This window comes from Pedobacter sp. GW456-11-11-14-TSB4 (assembly GCF_059424425.1).
The window spans coordinates 738,819-756,246 of record NZ_JBWKZK010000001.1; the positions used below are offsets into that span (position 1 = coordinate 738,819).

Sequence of the window (17,428 nt, forward strand, 5' to 3'; positions counted from 1 at the left end):
TTTAAAAAACCACCTAAGAAACCTGAGTAAACCTAAGGCTTTTTTGAAAAACTCAAGTGATCTCAGAAATCTTAGGTGGTTAAATTTTTTAAGGATTTGTAGACCAAATACCACTTTCTTTTACAAATACTCTTCTGTTCAATTTCAATTGAGCAATCAATAACTCTGCAAAATCTTCTGGCTGCATTACCTTATCAGGATTACCATCTGTTAACTTTAAATCAATAGCCATATCTGTAGCAACTGTACTTGGCAACATGGTACTCACTCTTATATTGTGTTTTCTCACTTCTTGCATTAATGACTCTGACAAGCCAATTAAGCCGAACTTAGAAGCACTGTAAGCACTTGTTACTGCAGCTCCGTTTTTGCCAGCGGTAGAAGAAACATTAATGATATCCCCAATCTGGCGTTCGATCATTTCTGGTAATACAGCACGAGTTACATAATAAACACCCAATAAATTAATCTCGATAATTTGTTTCCATTTTGTAGGCTCCAACTCCATAAACTTTCCAAAAGCACCAACTCCTGCATTGTTGATTAGAATATCAATTGCACCTAACTCTGCTTTAACACTATCTACAGCAGCATTCACGGCATCTATATCAGATACATCTGCAATAGCAATAGCGGTTTTGATATCATATTGTTTTAGTTCTTCAGCTACACTGATTAAGTCTTTTTCGGTCCTGCCTATTAAGGCTACATTTGCTCGTTCTTGAGCTAATGCGATGGTAATGGCTTTACCCAAACCTTTACCAGCTCCTGTTACTATTGCATTTTTTCCTTGTAATGATTCCATAATATAAATATTGAAATACTAAAGTAGAGAAAAGGTAATTTAAGGAAGTTTGATGGATGTAAAATTTAACAATCAACATTAAGGAATGAAGGAAAATTAAGGTGTAAAAATAATTAGAGATTACTTTAGATCAGTTGCAAGGAAAACCTAAATAGTAGCACAAGCCTTTCAATTCTAAACCTTCTTGAAGCGGTATACTTTTTGGCTGTGATCTGAGCTTGTCGAAGGACAGCAAAAAAGATATAGCGTAAAGAAGGACAAACATTAATCTATGAGAAGGTATTGCTTTCCAAAAACCTCACCCTATCAAAGGTATTGCTATGTGCAACCTACCGCTCTCCCTCTCCTTGAAGAGAGGGATTTAAAGTGCAGTGGTTTATACTAATGCAAAAACTCCCTCACCTCAAGGAGAGGGTTGGGTGAGGTACAAAAAAGCCTGCAAACTTTCGTTTACAGGCTTCAATATTTAAATTCGAATGGAACTTAAAAACTTAGTTTTTACTTCCGTTTGCTTTACGTAGTTGTTCTGTTAAAAAGATTTTACGTAAACGAATACTTTGAGGTGTAACTTCAATATACTCATCAGCTTGGATGTATTCCATACATTCTTCTAAAGAGAATTTAATAGCTGGTGCGATACGTGTATTATCATCGGTACCAGAAGCACGCATGTTAGTTAATGCTTTTCCTTTAACGATGTTAATTACCAAATCATTATCGCGAATGTGCTCACCTAAAATTTGTCCTTCGTAAATATCAACTCCAGGATCTACAAAGAAACGGCCTCTATCTTGCAATTTATCAATAGAATAAGCGGTAGTCATACCTTTATCCATAGAAATTAATACCCCATTTAAACGACCAGGAATTGTACCTTTCCAAGGCTCGTAAGCTTTAAAACGGTGTGCCATAATGGCCTCGCCTGCAGTTGCAGTTAATACGTTGTTACGTAAACCGATAATACCACGAGCTGGGATTTCGAATTCTAAATGTTGTAAATCGCCTTTTGGTTCCATGATTAACAACTCACCTTTACGTTGAGTTACCAATTCAATTACCTTACCAGCAACATCACCCGGAACATCAACAATTAAAGTTTCAATTGGCTCATGTTTTTTACCGTCAATTTCTTTAACAATAACTTGTGGCTGACCAACTTGTAACTCGTAACCTTCACGACGCATGGTTTCGATTAATACTGATAAATGGAGAATACCACGACCATATACTAACCATGAATCTGCACCTTGAGTTTCTACAACTTTTAGAGCTAGGTTTTTCTCCATCTCTTTCATCAAACGATCTTTGATACGTTGAGATGTTACTAATTTACCTTCTTTACCAAAAAATGGAGAGTTGTTAATGGTAAACAACATGTTCATTGTTGGCTCATCAATACTAATTACTGGCAACTGCTCTGGTGCCTCAAAATCAGCAATAGTATCACCAATATCGAAACCATCAATACCAACAACGGCACAAATATCACCAGAACCAACTTCAGTAGTTCTAATTTTACCTAAACCTTCAAAAGTATACAATTCTTTTACTCTAGATTTAACCAATTTACCATCACGTTTAATTAACGTAATAGGTTGGTTTTCTTTAATTGTACCACGGTGTACACGTCCAATTGCAATACGACCCACAAAAGATGAATAATCTAATGAAGTGATTTGCATTTGTAAAGTACCTTCTAACATTGGTGGTGCTGGAATATTAGCAACAACAGCATCCATTAAAGCAAAAATATCTGTAGTAGGTACTTTCCAATCTGTACTCATCCAACCTTGTTTAGATGAACCATAAATTACTGGAAAATCTAATTGGTCTTCTGTAGCTTCTAAGTTAAAGAATAACTCAAAAATTTGTTCGTAAACCTCTTCTGGTCTACAATTTTCTTTATCAACTTTGTTTACAACCACAATTGGTTTTAAACCCAAAGCCAAAGCTTTTTGGGTTACGAAACGCGTTTGAGGCATTGCACCTTCAAAAGCATCGCACAATAACAAAACGCCATCGGCCATTTTCAACACACGCTCTACCTCACCGCCGAAATCCGCGTGACCAGGAGTATCAATGATGTTAATTTTTACGTCTTTGTACTGAACCGAAACGTTTTTAGATACGATCGTGATCCCACGTTCACGCTCTAAATCATTATTGTCTAGTATCAATTCCCCTTTTTGTTCGTTATCACGAAAAACAGAACAAGAGTGTAAAATCTTATCAACCAATGTAGTTTTACCGTGGTCAACGTGTGCTATAATAGCTATATTTCTAATCTTTTGCATAAAATGCGCCTATAAATTTGGCGCAAAGATAGCGTTTTTAATTGAATTTTTTAGGGTTTTAGCTACTATTTCTGTTTAAACATATTTGTTAAATTTTGATAGTCAATAGTTTGCCACTAGTTTTATAAGTAAAGGAGCTCTAACAGCAAGAGCCAGCAATTCAAAAATGCGGAAGTTGTGTTCATTGTAAATATTATCTCAATATTGGTAAAACATTCTGATTTTAATAATTTAATAGCTAGTTGAACCTTGAAAATCTAAATGAATTTGTAACCATAAAATTATTTTACCTTTGCACTAATGAAAAAATTATTGCTACTTACATTACTCTCCATATTTATAAATCCACTTTGGGCACAAAAAAAGTTAATACAAAAGTTATTATCGAACGAGAAAGACACTACTCGTAAAGCCAGTTTTATGCCAATCCCTATCTTAGGGTATGCACAAGAAACAGGCTTTGAATTTGGCTTAGGGGCCTTGTACTCATTTTACATGGATAGAAAAGATAGCACCAACAGAAGTTCAAATTTTTCTGGATTGGCATCCTATTCTACCCAAAAAACTTACAATTTGGCCATTAGGGGCGATGCTTGGACACCAGGCAACAAATATCATTTTATAAGCGAGATAAGGTTTAGAAAAATGCCCTTTAATTTTTACGGCATAGGCAACAATACCAATCAAGCTGATGAGGATAGATTAGTGCAGCAACAGATTAAACTTCAGTTTGATGCTGAAAAAACCTTTGCTAAAAATACCTATACAGGTATATCGGTTGGGTTTGAGAACTACGATTTTACAGACAAAATTTTAGGCGGAATTTATAGCTCATCACCACTTTTATTTGATAGATCTGGTGGTTCGGTGATGTATTTTGGTGTATCGCAAAGCTACGATACTAGAAACTCTAACAATTACCCAACAAAAGGTTTTTTTGGTAGAGTAAGCTATCAGTTTGCACCAGATATTTTTGGCGGCAATGACTTTACAGGAAGTCAGATTAGGGTAAATGTTCGTAATTTTTGGTCGCTAGCACCAAAAGTGGTGTTAGGCGTACAAGGTTTATACCACACTGTACAAGGCAAAGAAACACCATTTTATCTATTGCCGCAATTAGGAAATGATGAGATGATGCGTGGCTATTATAATGGCCGCTACCGCGATGAAAATTTAATGGCCGCACAAGCAGAAATTCGTTATCGCTTCATGAACAGGTTTGGTATAGTTGCTTTTGCGGGCGGAGGTAAGGTTTTTAGCAATGGAAATTTATCTTTTAATGATTTAAAACCCAACTACGGTGTTGGTGGCAGATACTTTTTTGATACGGCTAAAGGTTTAAGCGTTCGCTTAGATTATGGCATTGGCGAGAAAAGACCAAACGAAAAACGCCAGAGTGGAATGTATATTAGTTTGGCAGAGGCGTTTTAAAAAGTATTTGTCATTTCTGAGCCCGCGAAGAATCTCTTTAAAATTTGTAATATGAGGTCCCTCCTTCATCTATCTTTTAGGCAAAAAATATTGAGCTATTTTCCGCTCTTTGCCGCGGGGCATTTTACTTTTGAGGCATCAAAAGTAAACAAAAATGCTTGTCAATCCCTCTATGTGCCTTTTCACAGGCTATTGCTCATCAAAAAACAGTGGCACTTCGTTTTGTTCGTATGTGATAAATTTAAGTATCTGCTAATTCGAACACAAAACCACTGCGTATAAGGTTTGGTAGTGCTTGTTTGTTATTTTGTGCTCCTGTTTTTTGATTTGGCCGGCACTGGGGATTGACGGTCGTTCTTGGGAAAGACTTGTGAATCTATTAACGGAATATAGCAAATCGCCAAAAATACAATCAGCAAAAAGATGTGTACACAAGATAGGAATGTTCGGGATGACAAGGGTTCCAAAAGTTTAATTCGCTGTTCTTAAATAATTTTCACAATTTAGCTTTACTGTATCTTATTTCAAGCTTTGCTAAACTTCACTCTATGAGAAAATTATTCCTACTGCTATTATTTCCACTATCTCTTTTCGCTCAAAAATTTACTTCTACAGAAATTGCCGCTTTTGAAGCCCAGGCTAACAATGTAAATATCATTAGAGATAAATGGGGAATTCCGCATGTTTATGGTAAAAGTGATGCAGATGCAGTTTTCGGACTTTTGTATGCGCAATGCGAAGATGATTTTAAGCGAGTTGAACTAAATTACATTGAAAAATTAGGTAGACTTTCTGAAATAAATGGAGAGAAAGATCTTTTTAACGATTTACAAATTCGCCTATTGATTGACACAGCAGAAGCGAAAGCGGATTATGCCAAATTACAGCCATCTTTTAAAAAATTATTAGAAGCTTATGCTGCCGGAATAAATTTCTATCTCTACAAAAACCCAAAAGTTAAACCCGCCTTAATAACTCACTTTAAGCCTTGGTATGCCTTGTTATGGACAGACGGAAGTATTGGCGCTATTAATACTGCTGATTTAACCCTAGCTGAACTTAGGAAGTTTTATACAGGAGATTATTCACCAACAGCTTACATTCCTGTAATTAAAGATCAACAGAGCGGCTCTAATGGATTTGCCTTTGCACCAAGTATTACCGAATCGGGAAATGCGATTTTATACATCAATCCGCATACTACATTTTACTTTCGACCAGAAGTACAGATGCAAAGCGAAGAAGGCTTAAATGCTTACGGCGCAGTTACTTGGGGACAATTTTTTGTTTACCAAGGCTTTAATGAACACTTAGGTTGGATGCATACCTCTAACAATGTGGACATTGCAGATATGTATGCAGAAAAAATTACCAAAACTGATAAGGGTTTATTTTACGAATACGACAAGAAGAAATATCCTGTAGTACAGAAAAAAATGACTTTTAAATATTTGGATGGAGGTACTTTAAAGAGCAAAACCTTTAACACATATTTTACAAATAAAGGTCCGATAATGGCTATACGCGAGGGTAAATGGATCAGCTTAAAATCGAAAAACAGAAATACAGCTAGCTTAGTACAAAGTTGGATACGCACAAAAGCTAAAAGTTTTGAGGAATACAAAAAAGCGATGGATTTGAAAGCAAATGCATCTAACAATACGGTTTATGCTGATGCAAAGGGGAACATCGCCTATTGGCATGGTAATTTTATTCCAATAAGAGATACCAAATACAATTGGAGCGAAGTTGTTGACGGCTCTACATCAGCCACTGCTTGGAAAGGTTTACATGAGGTAAAAGATATGGTGCATGTATACAATCCTACCAATGGTTGGCTACAAAATTGCAACTCGACTCCTTTTAGTTCGGCTGGCAAAAACAGTCCGATTAAGGCCAATTACCCAACTTACATGGCACCAGATGGAGAAAATTTTAGAGGTGTTGCGGCTAATAGATTATTGGAAAAACCCGCCAAATACAATTTAGATAAAGTAATTGCAACAGGTTACGATACTTATTTACCAGCTTTTGAGGTTTTAATTCCAGCTTTGCTTAGGGTTTACGAAAGATTGCCACAGAGTGATCCTTTACTTAAAGAATTAGAAGCACCAATTGCTTTGTTAAAAGCTTGGGATTACCGCTCGGGTGAAAACTCTGAAGCTACAACTTTGGCTTTTGAATGGGCTCAGAAATTGAACCCAATTATCCAAAAGGTTTATATCAATCCGGGTGAGAAAGATCAAATTGAGAATACTAAAAATTTTGCAGCAAGCGCTAGACCTAACGATTTGTTAGATCCATTAAAAGCAACGATTGCAGATTTAACCAAACGTTTTGGCAAATGGCAAATTGCTTGGGGAGAAATTAACCGCTACCAACGTTTAACTGGCGCCATGAATGAAAAATACGACGATGCTTTACCTAGTTTACCTGTTGGTTTTGGTTCTGCATTGTGGGGGCAGCTTTCATCGTACCGAAGCAACCCTTTTAAAACCAATAAACGTTATGGTTTTAGCGGTAACAGTTTTGTTTGTGCGGTAGAGTTTGGCCCAAAGATTAAAGCTAAATCTATTTTAGCTGGAGGTAATAGTGGCGATCCAAATGCTAAACATTTTAACGACCAAGCTTTAATGTACAGCAAAGGTGAGTTTAAAGATGTTCTATTTTACAAAGAGGATGTTTTAAAAAACGCAGAAAGAAGTTATAAGCCGGGGGAGTAAATTTCGAATAAAAATATCTTTGGTGACTACACCTAATGTAGGAAAATCAATATTAACGAAGTTTATTTTAGATTGCTTATCATCCAGAGTGCAGCGAAGGATCTCTTTCATTGAATTCATAAATAAGATTCCTCGTTCCTCGGAATTGACAAAGCTACAGTTAACAAATGCTTAATAAATAACATCAAACTGAGCATCCCATTTTGATGAAAATCTATGACAATAAATACAATATCTTATTTACTATACAAAGAGCCAGATGGATTTATGATTTTATAGTTTTTTGAAACGATATCGTATTCAATAATATCTCCATTTAGTATTGAGCCATTATTTAACAACACGGATGCTTTGTGTGCTTTTATAATATTTGAATTTGGTTCTGCTTCTAAAACTTTCGCGTTTAAAATGTAATTATCTGCTTCAACTACTACTTTACCTGTTAACATTCTTGGTTGTCCAAAAATATTAACCAAGTTTAAAGAATTATTTTGCGCTTTAAGATTGGTTATAAATTCGGCTCCTCCTGAATTAACTTGAATTTTACTATCAGGTGTGTTATTTGTAATGTAAGAGTTCTTTTTCAAATCATAAATGATATATTTTTCACTCACCAAACTTCCATTTTCCAATTTGAGCTTTCCATTCTTAGCCGTCAGCTTTTCGTTTCTCTTATCATAAGCCATTTCATCAGCTTCCAACTGCTTTTCTCCTATTTTCATCACACCATTTCTAATGTAACTTATATCAGCTTTTGTATCAACTGTTATTGAAGATGATCTTATCAAGATGGGTTTAACAAGATTTTTAACATTGTTGTTTTTAGTAGAAAAGTCATTCAATACTTTCGCTGACGGAGTATTAGTTAATGATATAACTTTACCACTATTTTTTTTATTCCTATTTTTCTGAGCATCATTCTTCCTTTTAATCGTTTTTGCAGACAATTTCGGTTCATTGCCAAACCAAAAAACGTAAGTGTTTTTTATATCCAAAACTGTAGAAATATCATAATCATCTGCTTTGCCAAACCCTCTTTTTTCTGACAAGTTGGAAATAAATTTTTTATCAAACTTTAAGGTTTCTTTTTCTGAATACAATTTTCCATTAACGTAAATGAAAACTTTTGTAGGTTCATCACTAATTGGTTTGTGCTCAATTATAGCTGACGGTATTTTACCACTTATGGTATGTAGTACAAATTTTTCAGTTTTGTATTTCCCATATTTCATAACAACACCTTTTGAAAGAAATGGTTTAATATTTTCATCATATAATACCTTTCCATCCAAGTTTTTCATCATCTTCATTCCGTAACATGGCCCATCTAATGATTTGATTAGATTTTTTTTTGCATCGAAAACTTTGATATCAAGAGTTGTTCCACCATCTAAAGTAATGATAACTTCATCACCTACGCTTACATTAGATTTTGGTAAATTTAACACCCTAATCACGCCTTTATCATATTTAAGGTTGAGCACTTCGCCAACCTCTGTTAGTAAAATACTTTTTACTTTTCCACGGATGGTTTTGTTCCAAAGTGGATCATTCTTTGATTTTTTGACTTGTGAGGCCACGTCACCTTGAATATTTATTTCAGATAATTCAGTATCCTTAGCAACCTCTACAACCTTAAGCGTAAAACCCCATAGCAAGCCCAAACCAATTGGCAAAGCAAGCAAGTACATAAATTTTTTCATATTCTTTGATTTTGAATTAAACAGCATTTTTATCCTATCCTTTATTGGGCTTTTAACAAAGTTGTGCACTAAAGGCATTTCGCTTTTAGCAATTGCTAACCGCAACAATAAGCTGGCATATTGTTCGGCACCAAAGTTTTGTGAAGTTGCTTCATCAGCTTCGTATTCATGCGCTTGCTCTAAAGCCTTATCGTATAAATAAACTACCGGATTAAACCATAAAAAAGCTTTAATGAGCATCATGATAATTTTATCTATAGAATGAAGTTGTTTGGCATGTACTTCTTCGTGTTTTAGCAAAACCTGTAATTCTGCTTCACTCAATTTATCGTCAATAAAAACATAGTTGAAGAACGAGCAATTGGTAAATCCTGCAGGTTTTTGCACAACTATTAACCCGTTTAACTCATGTTTACTTCCTTTTGTATGTTTAAGCAATTGCAATATCCGCCAGGTGGCGATGATTAAAAGAGATAGGACAATCCCAAAATATAAATATGGTAGCAGCGAATAATAATCAAAGCTTTCTTCAATAATTGGCATAGTTTGAATTGCGCTAATGGATGCGATTGGTTCATTGATAAGGCTTTCATTAGCAACTTCACTTTGTGCATAAACCGCTGGTTTTGCTTCAACTTCTCGTTCTATCGTAAAATTTAGAGAGGGTATTACAAAACTTAACAGCAAGGTAGTCAACAGATAAAAACGATTGATTTTAAAGAACGTCAATTTGCGCAAAACCAATAAATAAAAAGCAAAAAACAATACCGTGCATACACTAACTTTTAAAAGGTAGATGATAAGTTCCATATCATGAGTTTTTATTGATGAGCGCTTTTAACTCTTCTATATCTTTGGCACTTAGTTTTTCTTCTTTTACCATAAAAGATAAAAGACTTCTTGGCGAATTATCGAAATAGCCCGAAAACAGTTTTGAGAAAGTAGTTTTGGTATAATCTTCTTTGCTAATGGCCGGAAAATACTCATAGGTTTTGCCATAAGCTTTATAACTTACGTAACCTTTCTTTTCTAAAAGTCTAACTATAGATGATATGGTGTTGTATGGAGGTTTAGGTTCCTCCTCTATTTCATCGATGATATCTTTAACGAATGCTTTTTGCAGTTTCCATAAAACTTGCATAATGCGCTCTTCTGCTTTAGTTAATTCTTCCATAAACTAAAGATATAACTAAGTTTTCAGTTTTACAACTGTTTTTTAGGTTATATAATTGAAAAAGCAGTTTGTTATCCTCAAATAGCTGATTATTAATGATATAATTTTTAATCCTCTTATAGCCACGGTTTAAACCGTGGGCTATAAGGTTAAAATTTGATCTTAAAATGCTCTTTAGCTTGGTCTTTCTTAAAATAAACCAATCCAATCCAAAATAAATCTACTGTAACTGTTACTTGAGGATGATTTTTAATTTCAGTCCAAGCTTCTTTCATCCCCTCACTCCAATATATGTCATCAAATATCAAAAGAGAGCCTTCATGCAGTTTTGGCAAACTCCAATTAAAATAATTTAAAGTTGCCTCTTTGGTATGGTTACCATCAATGTAAACAAAATCCAGTTGCTCAGCTTGGTTAATCGCCTTTGGTAATAAATCGTTAAAATTACCAACCTGCAGCTCTACATTTTCTAAATTAAGCTCCATAAAGTTCTGATGGGCTATTTTTGCAGTCTCAGGGCAACCTTCAATTGTTAATACATCTCCGTCGGGTTGTGCTTTCGCTAAGTAGGCTGTGGTAATGCCTAAACAAGTCCCTAACTCTATCATATTTTTAGGCTGCTGGTAAGCAACCAAACGGTAAATCAGCTTTGCTAAATGTGGCGCTTTTAAGGCATTTTTGGCGATTTCTTTAACCCTTTTTGTACGATTTTTATTGAGATGTGAACCCGCACCTAAATCAGTTACGGTTATCAATCTATCGTCAACCAAAAGTTTTTTTCGCTGTTTTTCAATATCATCGTATACTTTTTTTGCAGAAAAATCGTAAATTACCTCATCTGTTAGCTTATAAACAAAGGGCGAGTGCGTTCCGTGTCTGCTTTTTGCAGTTAAACGATGTTTGATATAATCGATTGCGAATTGAAAAACCATAACCGCAAAAATAGGTAAACAGAAATTTGTAATTTGCATTTTTATGGAAAATCTTGCAGAAATAAACGCTTTAGTTAAATTATTAGATGATCCTGATGAGCAGGTTTACCAACACGTGCACCAACGTTTGTTAGAATATGGTAGCGAAGCAATAACTCATTTAGAAAGTGCTTGGGAGCAGTCTCTCGATACATTATTACACGAGCGTATCGAAAACATTGTACATACCATACAATTTACAAATGTTAAAGAAGACCTTAATTTGTGGTACCAAAGTGGCGCATTCGATTTATTACAAGGTGCTTTAATTATCAATCGCTATCAATATCCAGATTTAGATGAACAGGCCATTATTTTCCAGATAGAAGAAATTAAACGCGAAATTTGGGTCGGTTTGCAATATGAAATGAGTTCTATCGAAAAAATAAAACTCATAAACCATGTTTTTTACAACCAATTTGGCTTTAGTGGCAACACAAAAAACCACCACGACCCACAGAATTCTTACCTTAATCAAGTTTTAGAAAGCAAAAAAGGCAACCAGATTTCTTTGGCAATTATTTACGCAACTTTAGCTCAAAAACTTGATATCCCGGTTTATGGCGTAAACCTACCGCAGCATTTTATTTTAGGATATATTGATGAGAGCAATGCCGAAAAAGAATATGGCGTATTGTTTTACATCAATGCTTTTAATAAGGGCGCCATTTTTGGCAAACATGATGTTGATCAGTTTTTACGTCAATTAAATTTAGAGCCACAGCCTGGCTTTTATGCGCCATGTAGCAATACCGAAATCATTCGACGTATTATCCGCAACCTAATTTCTGCTTATGAAAATTTAGGTGCGACAGAAAAAGTTGATGAATTGAAACAGTTACAAGATATTTTATCTGTTAACTAAGTTCTGTAAAGCAATTGCAGTAATACTTGGTAATGTTAGTCCTGCTTTTTGCTACAATTTTTTTGTGCGCTTCGACTACGCTCAGCATGACACAAAAAAGATTTTCACTGCAATCAGGTTTAGAAAACAAAAGATTGTGCAAGACACACAATTACTTTGACAAACTTTTATGACTTAAAGAAAGCAGTTTTGTAGATGTTTAAAGCTATTTAAACTCTTTATTGCAAGGATGAAAATTTCGCTATGCTATCATTAATCAACTTACTGAGATCATTTAAATTAAGGAATTCCTCCCCCTACCCCCTCCAAAGGGGGACAAGTATGTTTCCGACTTTTTTAATCGCAGAAAAACTTCTTTTACGTTAATTTTTTACGAAATCTATCACCCCCAAAATGACAAGTTGTATTATAACCACTTATTAGCAGTCATCCAAGCTTTAAGCGTATTAAACCAATTTTCAGTAGTAGTTTTATTGTTTAATCCAAAACCATGTCCACCAGATTGGTAAATATGCATCTCAGCAGGCACTTTAAATTTTGCCAAGTTTTCATTATACATTAAACTGTTTTTAACAGGCACAGTTAAATCGTTATTGGCATGTACCAAAAAAGCTGGCGGTGTTTCTGCATTAACATGGTTTTGATTAGAAAAATAAGTTCTTTGAGCCTGTGTAGGTTCATCGCCTAATAATCGTTTTACAGAACCAGCATGTGTAACCGTACCAAAACTAATTACAGGATAAATTAACACAGAGAAATCAGGTCGTAAACTAATATTTTCTTGGTTCTCGATTTTCATATCGTTGTAATGCACACTTAAGCTAGATGCCAAATGTCCACCAGCCGAAAAACCCATTATGCCTATTTTGTTGCTTTGTAATCCCCAAACACTGGCGTTTTTGCGTACCAAGTAAATAGCTTGCAACGCATCTTGCAATGGCGCTAGCTTTTTATCAACCATAATGGTATCATTAGGTAAACGATATTTTAGCACAAAAGCAGTTATACCAATTTCTGCAAATTTTTTAGCAACATCATAACCTTCTTTGCCAATAGCCAAAATACTATAACCACCACCCGGACAAATAATTACCGCTGTTCCGTTTGGTTTGGCAGGTGTAAAAACAGTTAAAGTTGGTTCTGTAACTCTGCTAACTCTCGCCACACCATCACTGCCGGTTATTGTATTTTCCTTAAAATTAGCAGGCGCTGTTTTAGAGCCAGGTATCACTCCTTTATATAACGGAATAACCTCTTGGGCGCTTGAAGAAATACTAAAAAAAAGAATATATATTAAAAAAAGTTTATTTTTCATGGACTAAAAATTATTAGGATTGATAACCTTCAATGTTCTTACTTTTTGAAAGTCCTTATCATTGTCTGCAATAAGAGTGAGCTTATTAACAATACAATTTGCTGCAATAATGGCATCAGGAAGCTTAAGATTATGCGATTTTCTAATTTTGGTTGTCTCTGCTATAACTGCATCATCAATGCCTATAACTATAGAATTGGCAACGAAATCTTTATAAACTATGATATCATCAGGATTTTTAGGATTCCAAACTTGTAGTTCAATCTCAGATATGAACGACAAATTACTTTCTTCATCAACAACCCTATCCATCATTATCAATCCACTATTAACAAGGGAACCATTAAGGTATTTGATAACTACAGAAGTATCAATTAAATATCTCTCTGCCATTCTTCTCTTAGCTTACTTAATTGCTCATCAATAATTTTACCCTCCATCGGAGTTTTAATTTGATTTCTAAGCTTAGATAATTTAGTTTGCTTTTTTATAACTCTTATCAAATGTAATTCCTCTAACTCCTTTAAAAGCTTATATGCTTTTTGATTGGTTAATTCTATTACTAAAGTATCCATTTTATGATAGTTTAAGACGCTTATAGCAAATATACAATATTCTCAGTTTAATTTTGTCATCTATCCGAAAGCAATCACCTTACATTAAAACTCCATCAAATAAGCCTTCAAAAACTCATTGATATCTCCATTTAACACTGCATCTGGGTTAGAAGTTTGGTAATTCGTTCTGTGATCTTTTACCCTTCTATCATCCAAAACATAACTTCTAATTTGCGAACCCCACTCTATTTTCTTTTTATTACCTTCAATTAAAGCAGTCTCTTCATCGCGTTTACGCTGCTCAATTTCATACAACTGCGATTTTAACAACCTTAATGCATTCTCTTTATTTTGCAACTGCGATCTCGATTCCTGATTTTTAATAATAATCCCTGATGGCTTGTGATATAAACGCACCGCAGTTTCCACTTTGTTTACATTTTGTCCGCCAGCGCCACCTGCTCTAAAAGTCTCAAATTCTACATCTGCAGGATTAATATCAATATTTATCGTATCATCTACCAAAGGATAAACATAAACCGAAGCAAAAGAAGTGTGTCTACGAGCATTCGAATCAAAAGGCGAAATACGCACCAAACGATGCACACCATTTTCTCCTTTTAGGTAACCGTAAGCAAATTGGCCAGCAATTTCTATAGTTACCGACTTTATTCCGGCAACCTCACCTTCATTGTAATCTTGCTCGGTAACTTTATATCCATTTTTCTCAGCCCACATTAAATACATGCGCATTAACATATAAGCCCAATCGCAGCTTTCTGTTCCGCCTGCGCCAGCTGTAATCTGTACAACCGCATTAAGTGAATCTTGCTTAGTTTTGAGCATATTTTTTAGCTCCAAATCTTCAACAGCTTTTAAACTCATATCAAATTGCTCTTGCAACTCTTCTTCTGAGGCATCACCACTTTGAAAAAATTCAAAAAGCACTTCAATATCTTCTACAGCAGTATTGGCGTTTTGCCAACCATCCGTCCATACTTTTTTTGCATTAATAGCCGCGATGTGTTTTTCTGCCTTTTTCGGGTCGTCCCAAAAATTAGGGTGCAAGGTCATTTCTTGCTCAATACGAATGTCTTCTAGTTTCTCTTCAACGTCAAAGATACCTCCTCAGCGACGTTACTCTGTCCCTTAAATCCTGAACTTGTTCTTTTGTCATAATAGCAAATATACGTTAATAAGGTTGTAAAGTTGAAATGTTGTAAAGTTGAGCAAGGTGAAATCCATTGCTTCGAGATTGGTGGGCCAAAAATTTTTAAAAGTTAACAGATTAGAAGGTTTTGAAAAGCAGTTACAGTGGTTGTTAGGCGCCGATAGTCCCGTTATTCGCTTTACTTCGGCTTTGCCTACGTGTTCGCTACTACCGGGTTTAACAAACTAAGCCATTCCACAAAATTTTGCAGATTGCATAAGTTAAGGGCATAAAAAATATCTAGCAGCAACTCAATTTAAGGGATTACAAATCCCACGATATCAACTCGACATTACAAATGTCGAATAGCATGCTTTATTTTACCCCGGAGGGAAAACATATCTATAGCATATAACCAAGTGCAAATTCGACCCCAGCTGGGGTCGCACATCATTATTGCATATTACCTATAGATATAAGACATCTTTGATGTCTAAAAATTACTTCTTCATTCCCATATAATCGAAAGTTAAATTACATAACGTTTTTACGCCTAAAGTAAATCCACTTTCATCTAAAAAGAAATCTGGTGTATGGTGCGATGGTGCTTTTAATGGATCTTGATCTTTCGGCATTCCGCCTAAAAAGAAAAACAAACCTGGTACTTTTTCTTGGAAGAAAGAAAAATCTTCAGCACCTGTAACCGGTGGTTTCAATTTCACATTATCCGCCCCTGCGGTATATTGTAAAGATGGGAGCATTTTTTCTGTTAAAGCGATATCATTAAACGTAACCGGATAATGTGCACTATAAGGAATTTTTACTTCAGCGGTTGCACCAGCCGCTTCTGCTGTTTTAGTTACAATTGTTTTAATTCGCTCAATAAACATTTTTTCATCAGCTGCACTTAAATTTCTTATTGTACCCAACATCTCCACTTTTTCTGGAATAATATTAGAACGAACACCTCCATGTATGCTTCCGATAGTTACCACACCTGGGTTTTCGGTAACATTTAAGTTTCTGCTTACTATAGTTTGCAAACTATTGATAATCTGAGCCGAAACCACAATTGGATCTACACTGCTCCATGGGTAAGCGCCATGTGCCTGTTTACCGGTAATGGTAATTTTCATATCATTTACCGCAGCCATTGTGCCGCCTGGCTTATAAACTATTTGCCCAACTGGAGTTTGCGAATTGATATGCAATCCAAAAATCACATCAACTTTAGGGCTTTCCAAAACCCCTTCTTTAACCATCAATTCTGCCCCACCTTCTTGTCCAACAGGCACTCCCTCTTCGGCTGGCTGAAAGATAAATTTCACAGTCCCGGCAATATCCTTTTTCATACCAGCCATTACTTCTGCAACGCCCATCAAAATCGCCATATGGCTATCGTGCCCACAGGCATGCATTACGCCAACTTCTTGATCATTATAGTTAGTTTTCACTTTAGAAGCAAAGGGTAAAGCTACTCTTTCAGTAACTGGCAAACCATCCATGTCGGCACGCAAAGCCACTACCGGACCAGGTTTACCACCAACTAAAATACCTACCACACCTGTTTTGGCTACACCAGTTTTAACTTCTATACCTAATGATTGTAGGTGTTTAGCAATAATATCTGCTGTTCTATTTTCTAAATTGCCCAATTCCGGATGTTCATGAAAATCTCTCCGCCAGTTAATTACCTTTTGCGTAATTGCATCGGCTTTTTTAGCCGCATCACTTTTTAAATTAGTTTGCGCAAAGTTTAAAAATGGAGTAATCAGCAATGCTGATAAGAGAAGTGTTTTCATGTTGATTGGATTAATAGAACAAGATAAAGAAAAAGCAACTAAAAAGCCGAATCCTCAAAAAAGAATTCGGCCTTAAAAACTAGCTTAATTTAGTTAAACAAGCCTTTTAATTTATCCAACATTCCACCACCAGTTTGTTGCCCATTGGCTTGATTTTGGCCACCTGTAAACATGCCCATTACATCAGTTAAATCAAACTTGCCATCAGAACCGCCTGCTAGTTTGCCTAATACATCTTGAATATTGAATGAGCTATCATTAGGATCGTTAGTTTTATTAGCTAATTTACCTAAAACAACAGGGATTAAGGCTGCACCAATACTTTTTGCAGTATCAGCATTAATGCCAAAACCAGCCAATTTCTCAGTTAAACTAGAAGTTGCTTGTTGTACAACCGCGTTACCTTCAGGTGCTTTACCTTGATTAAAAATATCTGCAATTTGCGATAGGTTACCAGATGTTAATTGCGATTTTAATGTATCAAAAATTGAGCTAGATGCTGCTTTTATTGCATTGTCATTTTGCTCATTTGGTACAGCATTATTTTTTACGATCAAATCTTGTGCGTTATCCCTTACTAATTGTTCTAAATTTTCTAACATGATATTTGGTTTAAGTTTGTTTGTTATTTGTATTTT

At 35.3% G+C, this 17,428-nt stretch carries 14 protein-coding genes; 3 read left to right on the forward strand and 11 right to left on the reverse strand.

Going from position 1 to position 17,428, the window contains the following annotated elements; all coding sequences use genetic code 11:
• Positions 1 to 88: 88 nt before the first annotated feature.
• Both AC07XU_RS03360 and typA read right to left on the reverse strand, forming a co-directional pair.
• Positions 89 to 805, reverse strand: a complete 717-nt coding sequence (locus AC07XU_RS03360) for a 3-ketoacyl-ACP reductase (RefSeq protein ID WP_494942207.1) — start codon at positions 803 to 805, stop codon at positions 89 to 91.
• 491 nt (positions 806 to 1,296) lie between these two features.
• A complete protein-coding gene (gene typA / locus AC07XU_RS03365; protein ID WP_494942208.1) occupies positions 1,297 to 3,099 on the reverse strand; it encodes a translational GTPase TypA in 1,803 nt (600 codons plus the stop codon).
• A 300-nt stretch (positions 3,100 to 3,399) separates the two neighbouring features.
• On the opposite strand from typA, the gene AC07XU_RS03370 reads away from it, so the two are divergent.
• Both AC07XU_RS03370 and AC07XU_RS03375 read left to right on the forward strand, forming a co-directional pair.
• On the forward strand, positions 3,400 to 4,530 hold the full coding sequence (locus tag AC07XU_RS03370) for a BamA/TamA family outer membrane protein (RefSeq protein WP_494942209.1): 1,131 nt from the start codon (positions 3,400 to 3,402) through the stop codon (positions 4,528 to 4,530).
• A 548-nt stretch (positions 4,531 to 5,078) separates the two neighbouring features.
• Complete coding sequence (locus AC07XU_RS03375) at positions 5,079 to 7,253, forward strand: penicillin acylase family protein (protein WP_494942210.1); 2,175 nt, start codon at positions 5,079 to 5,081, stop codon at positions 7,251 to 7,253.
• Between the two features lie 236 nt (positions 7,254 to 7,489).
• Here AC07XU_RS03375 and AC07XU_RS03380 read toward each other — a convergent pair whose 3' ends face one another.
• The 3 genes from AC07XU_RS03380 to AC07XU_RS03390 all read right to left on the reverse strand — a co-directional run bounded on the left by AC07XU_RS03380 (position 7,490) and on the right by AC07XU_RS03390 (position 11,062).
• Positions 7,490 to 9,766: a M56 family metallopeptidase gene (locus AC07XU_RS03380; protein WP_494942211.1), complete on the reverse strand. Its 2,277-nt coding sequence runs from the start codon at positions 9,764 to 9,766 to the stop codon at positions 7,490 to 7,492.
• Between the two features lies 1 nt (position 9,767).
• Positions 9,768 to 10,130 (reverse strand): BlaI/MecI/CopY family transcriptional regulator, encoded by a 363-nt coding sequence (locus tag AC07XU_RS03385; RefSeq protein ID WP_494942212.1) that lies wholly within the window; start codon positions 10,128 to 10,130, stop codon positions 9,768 to 9,770.
• Positions 10,131 to 10,279: 149 nt separating this feature from the next.
• Positions 10,280 to 11,062, reverse strand: a complete 783-nt coding sequence (locus AC07XU_RS03390; RefSeq protein WP_494942213.1) for an O-methyltransferase — start codon at positions 11,060 to 11,062, stop codon at positions 10,280 to 10,282.
• Between the two features lie 43 nt (positions 11,063 to 11,105).
• Between AC07XU_RS03390 and AC07XU_RS03395 the strand changes: the two genes are divergently transcribed.
• Complete coding sequence (locus tag AC07XU_RS03395) at positions 11,106 to 11,966, forward strand: transglutaminase-like domain-containing protein (protein ID WP_494942214.1); 861 nt, start codon at positions 11,106 to 11,108, stop codon at positions 11,964 to 11,966.
• A 406-nt stretch (positions 11,967 to 12,372) separates the two neighbouring features.
• On the opposite strand, the gene AC07XU_RS03400 is transcribed toward AC07XU_RS03395, so the two are convergent.
• The 6 genes from AC07XU_RS03400 to AC07XU_RS03425 form a co-directional block, all read right to left on the reverse strand.
• Positions 12,373 to 13,281 (reverse strand): alpha/beta hydrolase, encoded by a 909-nt coding sequence (locus AC07XU_RS03400; RefSeq protein ID WP_494942215.1) that lies wholly within the window; start codon positions 13,279 to 13,281, stop codon positions 12,373 to 12,375.
• A 3-nt stretch (positions 13,282 to 13,284) separates the two neighbouring features.
• Entirely contained in the window at positions 13,285 to 13,674 is a 390-nt protein-coding gene (locus AC07XU_RS03405) for a type II toxin-antitoxin system VapC family toxin (protein WP_494942216.1), read from the reverse strand.
• Positions 13,656 to 13,856: a hypothetical protein gene (locus tag AC07XU_RS03410; protein ID WP_494942217.1), complete on the reverse strand. Its 201-nt coding sequence runs from the start codon at positions 13,854 to 13,856 to the stop codon at positions 13,656 to 13,658. Before AC07XU_RS03410 ends, AC07XU_RS03405 begins: the two co-directional genes overlap by 19 nt.
• A gap of 84 nt (positions 13,857 to 13,940) precedes the next feature.
• Positions 13,941 to 15,015 (reverse strand): peptide chain release factor 2 gene (gene prfB / locus AC07XU_RS03415; RefSeq protein ID WP_494942218.1). Its coding sequence is split into 2 segments (ribosomal slippage): positions 13,941 to 14,954 and positions 14,956 to 15,015, totalling 1,074 coding nucleotides; the frame shifts between segments, so codons are not numbered across the junction.
• A gap of 473 nt (positions 15,016 to 15,488) precedes the next feature.
• The gene (locus AC07XU_RS03420; RefSeq protein WP_494942219.1) at positions 15,489 to 16,790 is read right to left on the reverse strand and encodes an amidohydrolase; all 1,302 of its coding nucleotides are present in this window, start codon (positions 16,788 to 16,790) and stop codon (positions 15,489 to 15,491) included.
• Between the two features lie 89 nt (positions 16,791 to 16,879).
• Entirely contained in the window at positions 16,880 to 17,392 is a 513-nt protein-coding gene (locus tag AC07XU_RS03425) for a hypothetical protein (protein ID WP_494942220.1), read from the reverse strand.
• Between the last annotated feature and the right edge of the window lie 36 nt (positions 17,393 to 17,428).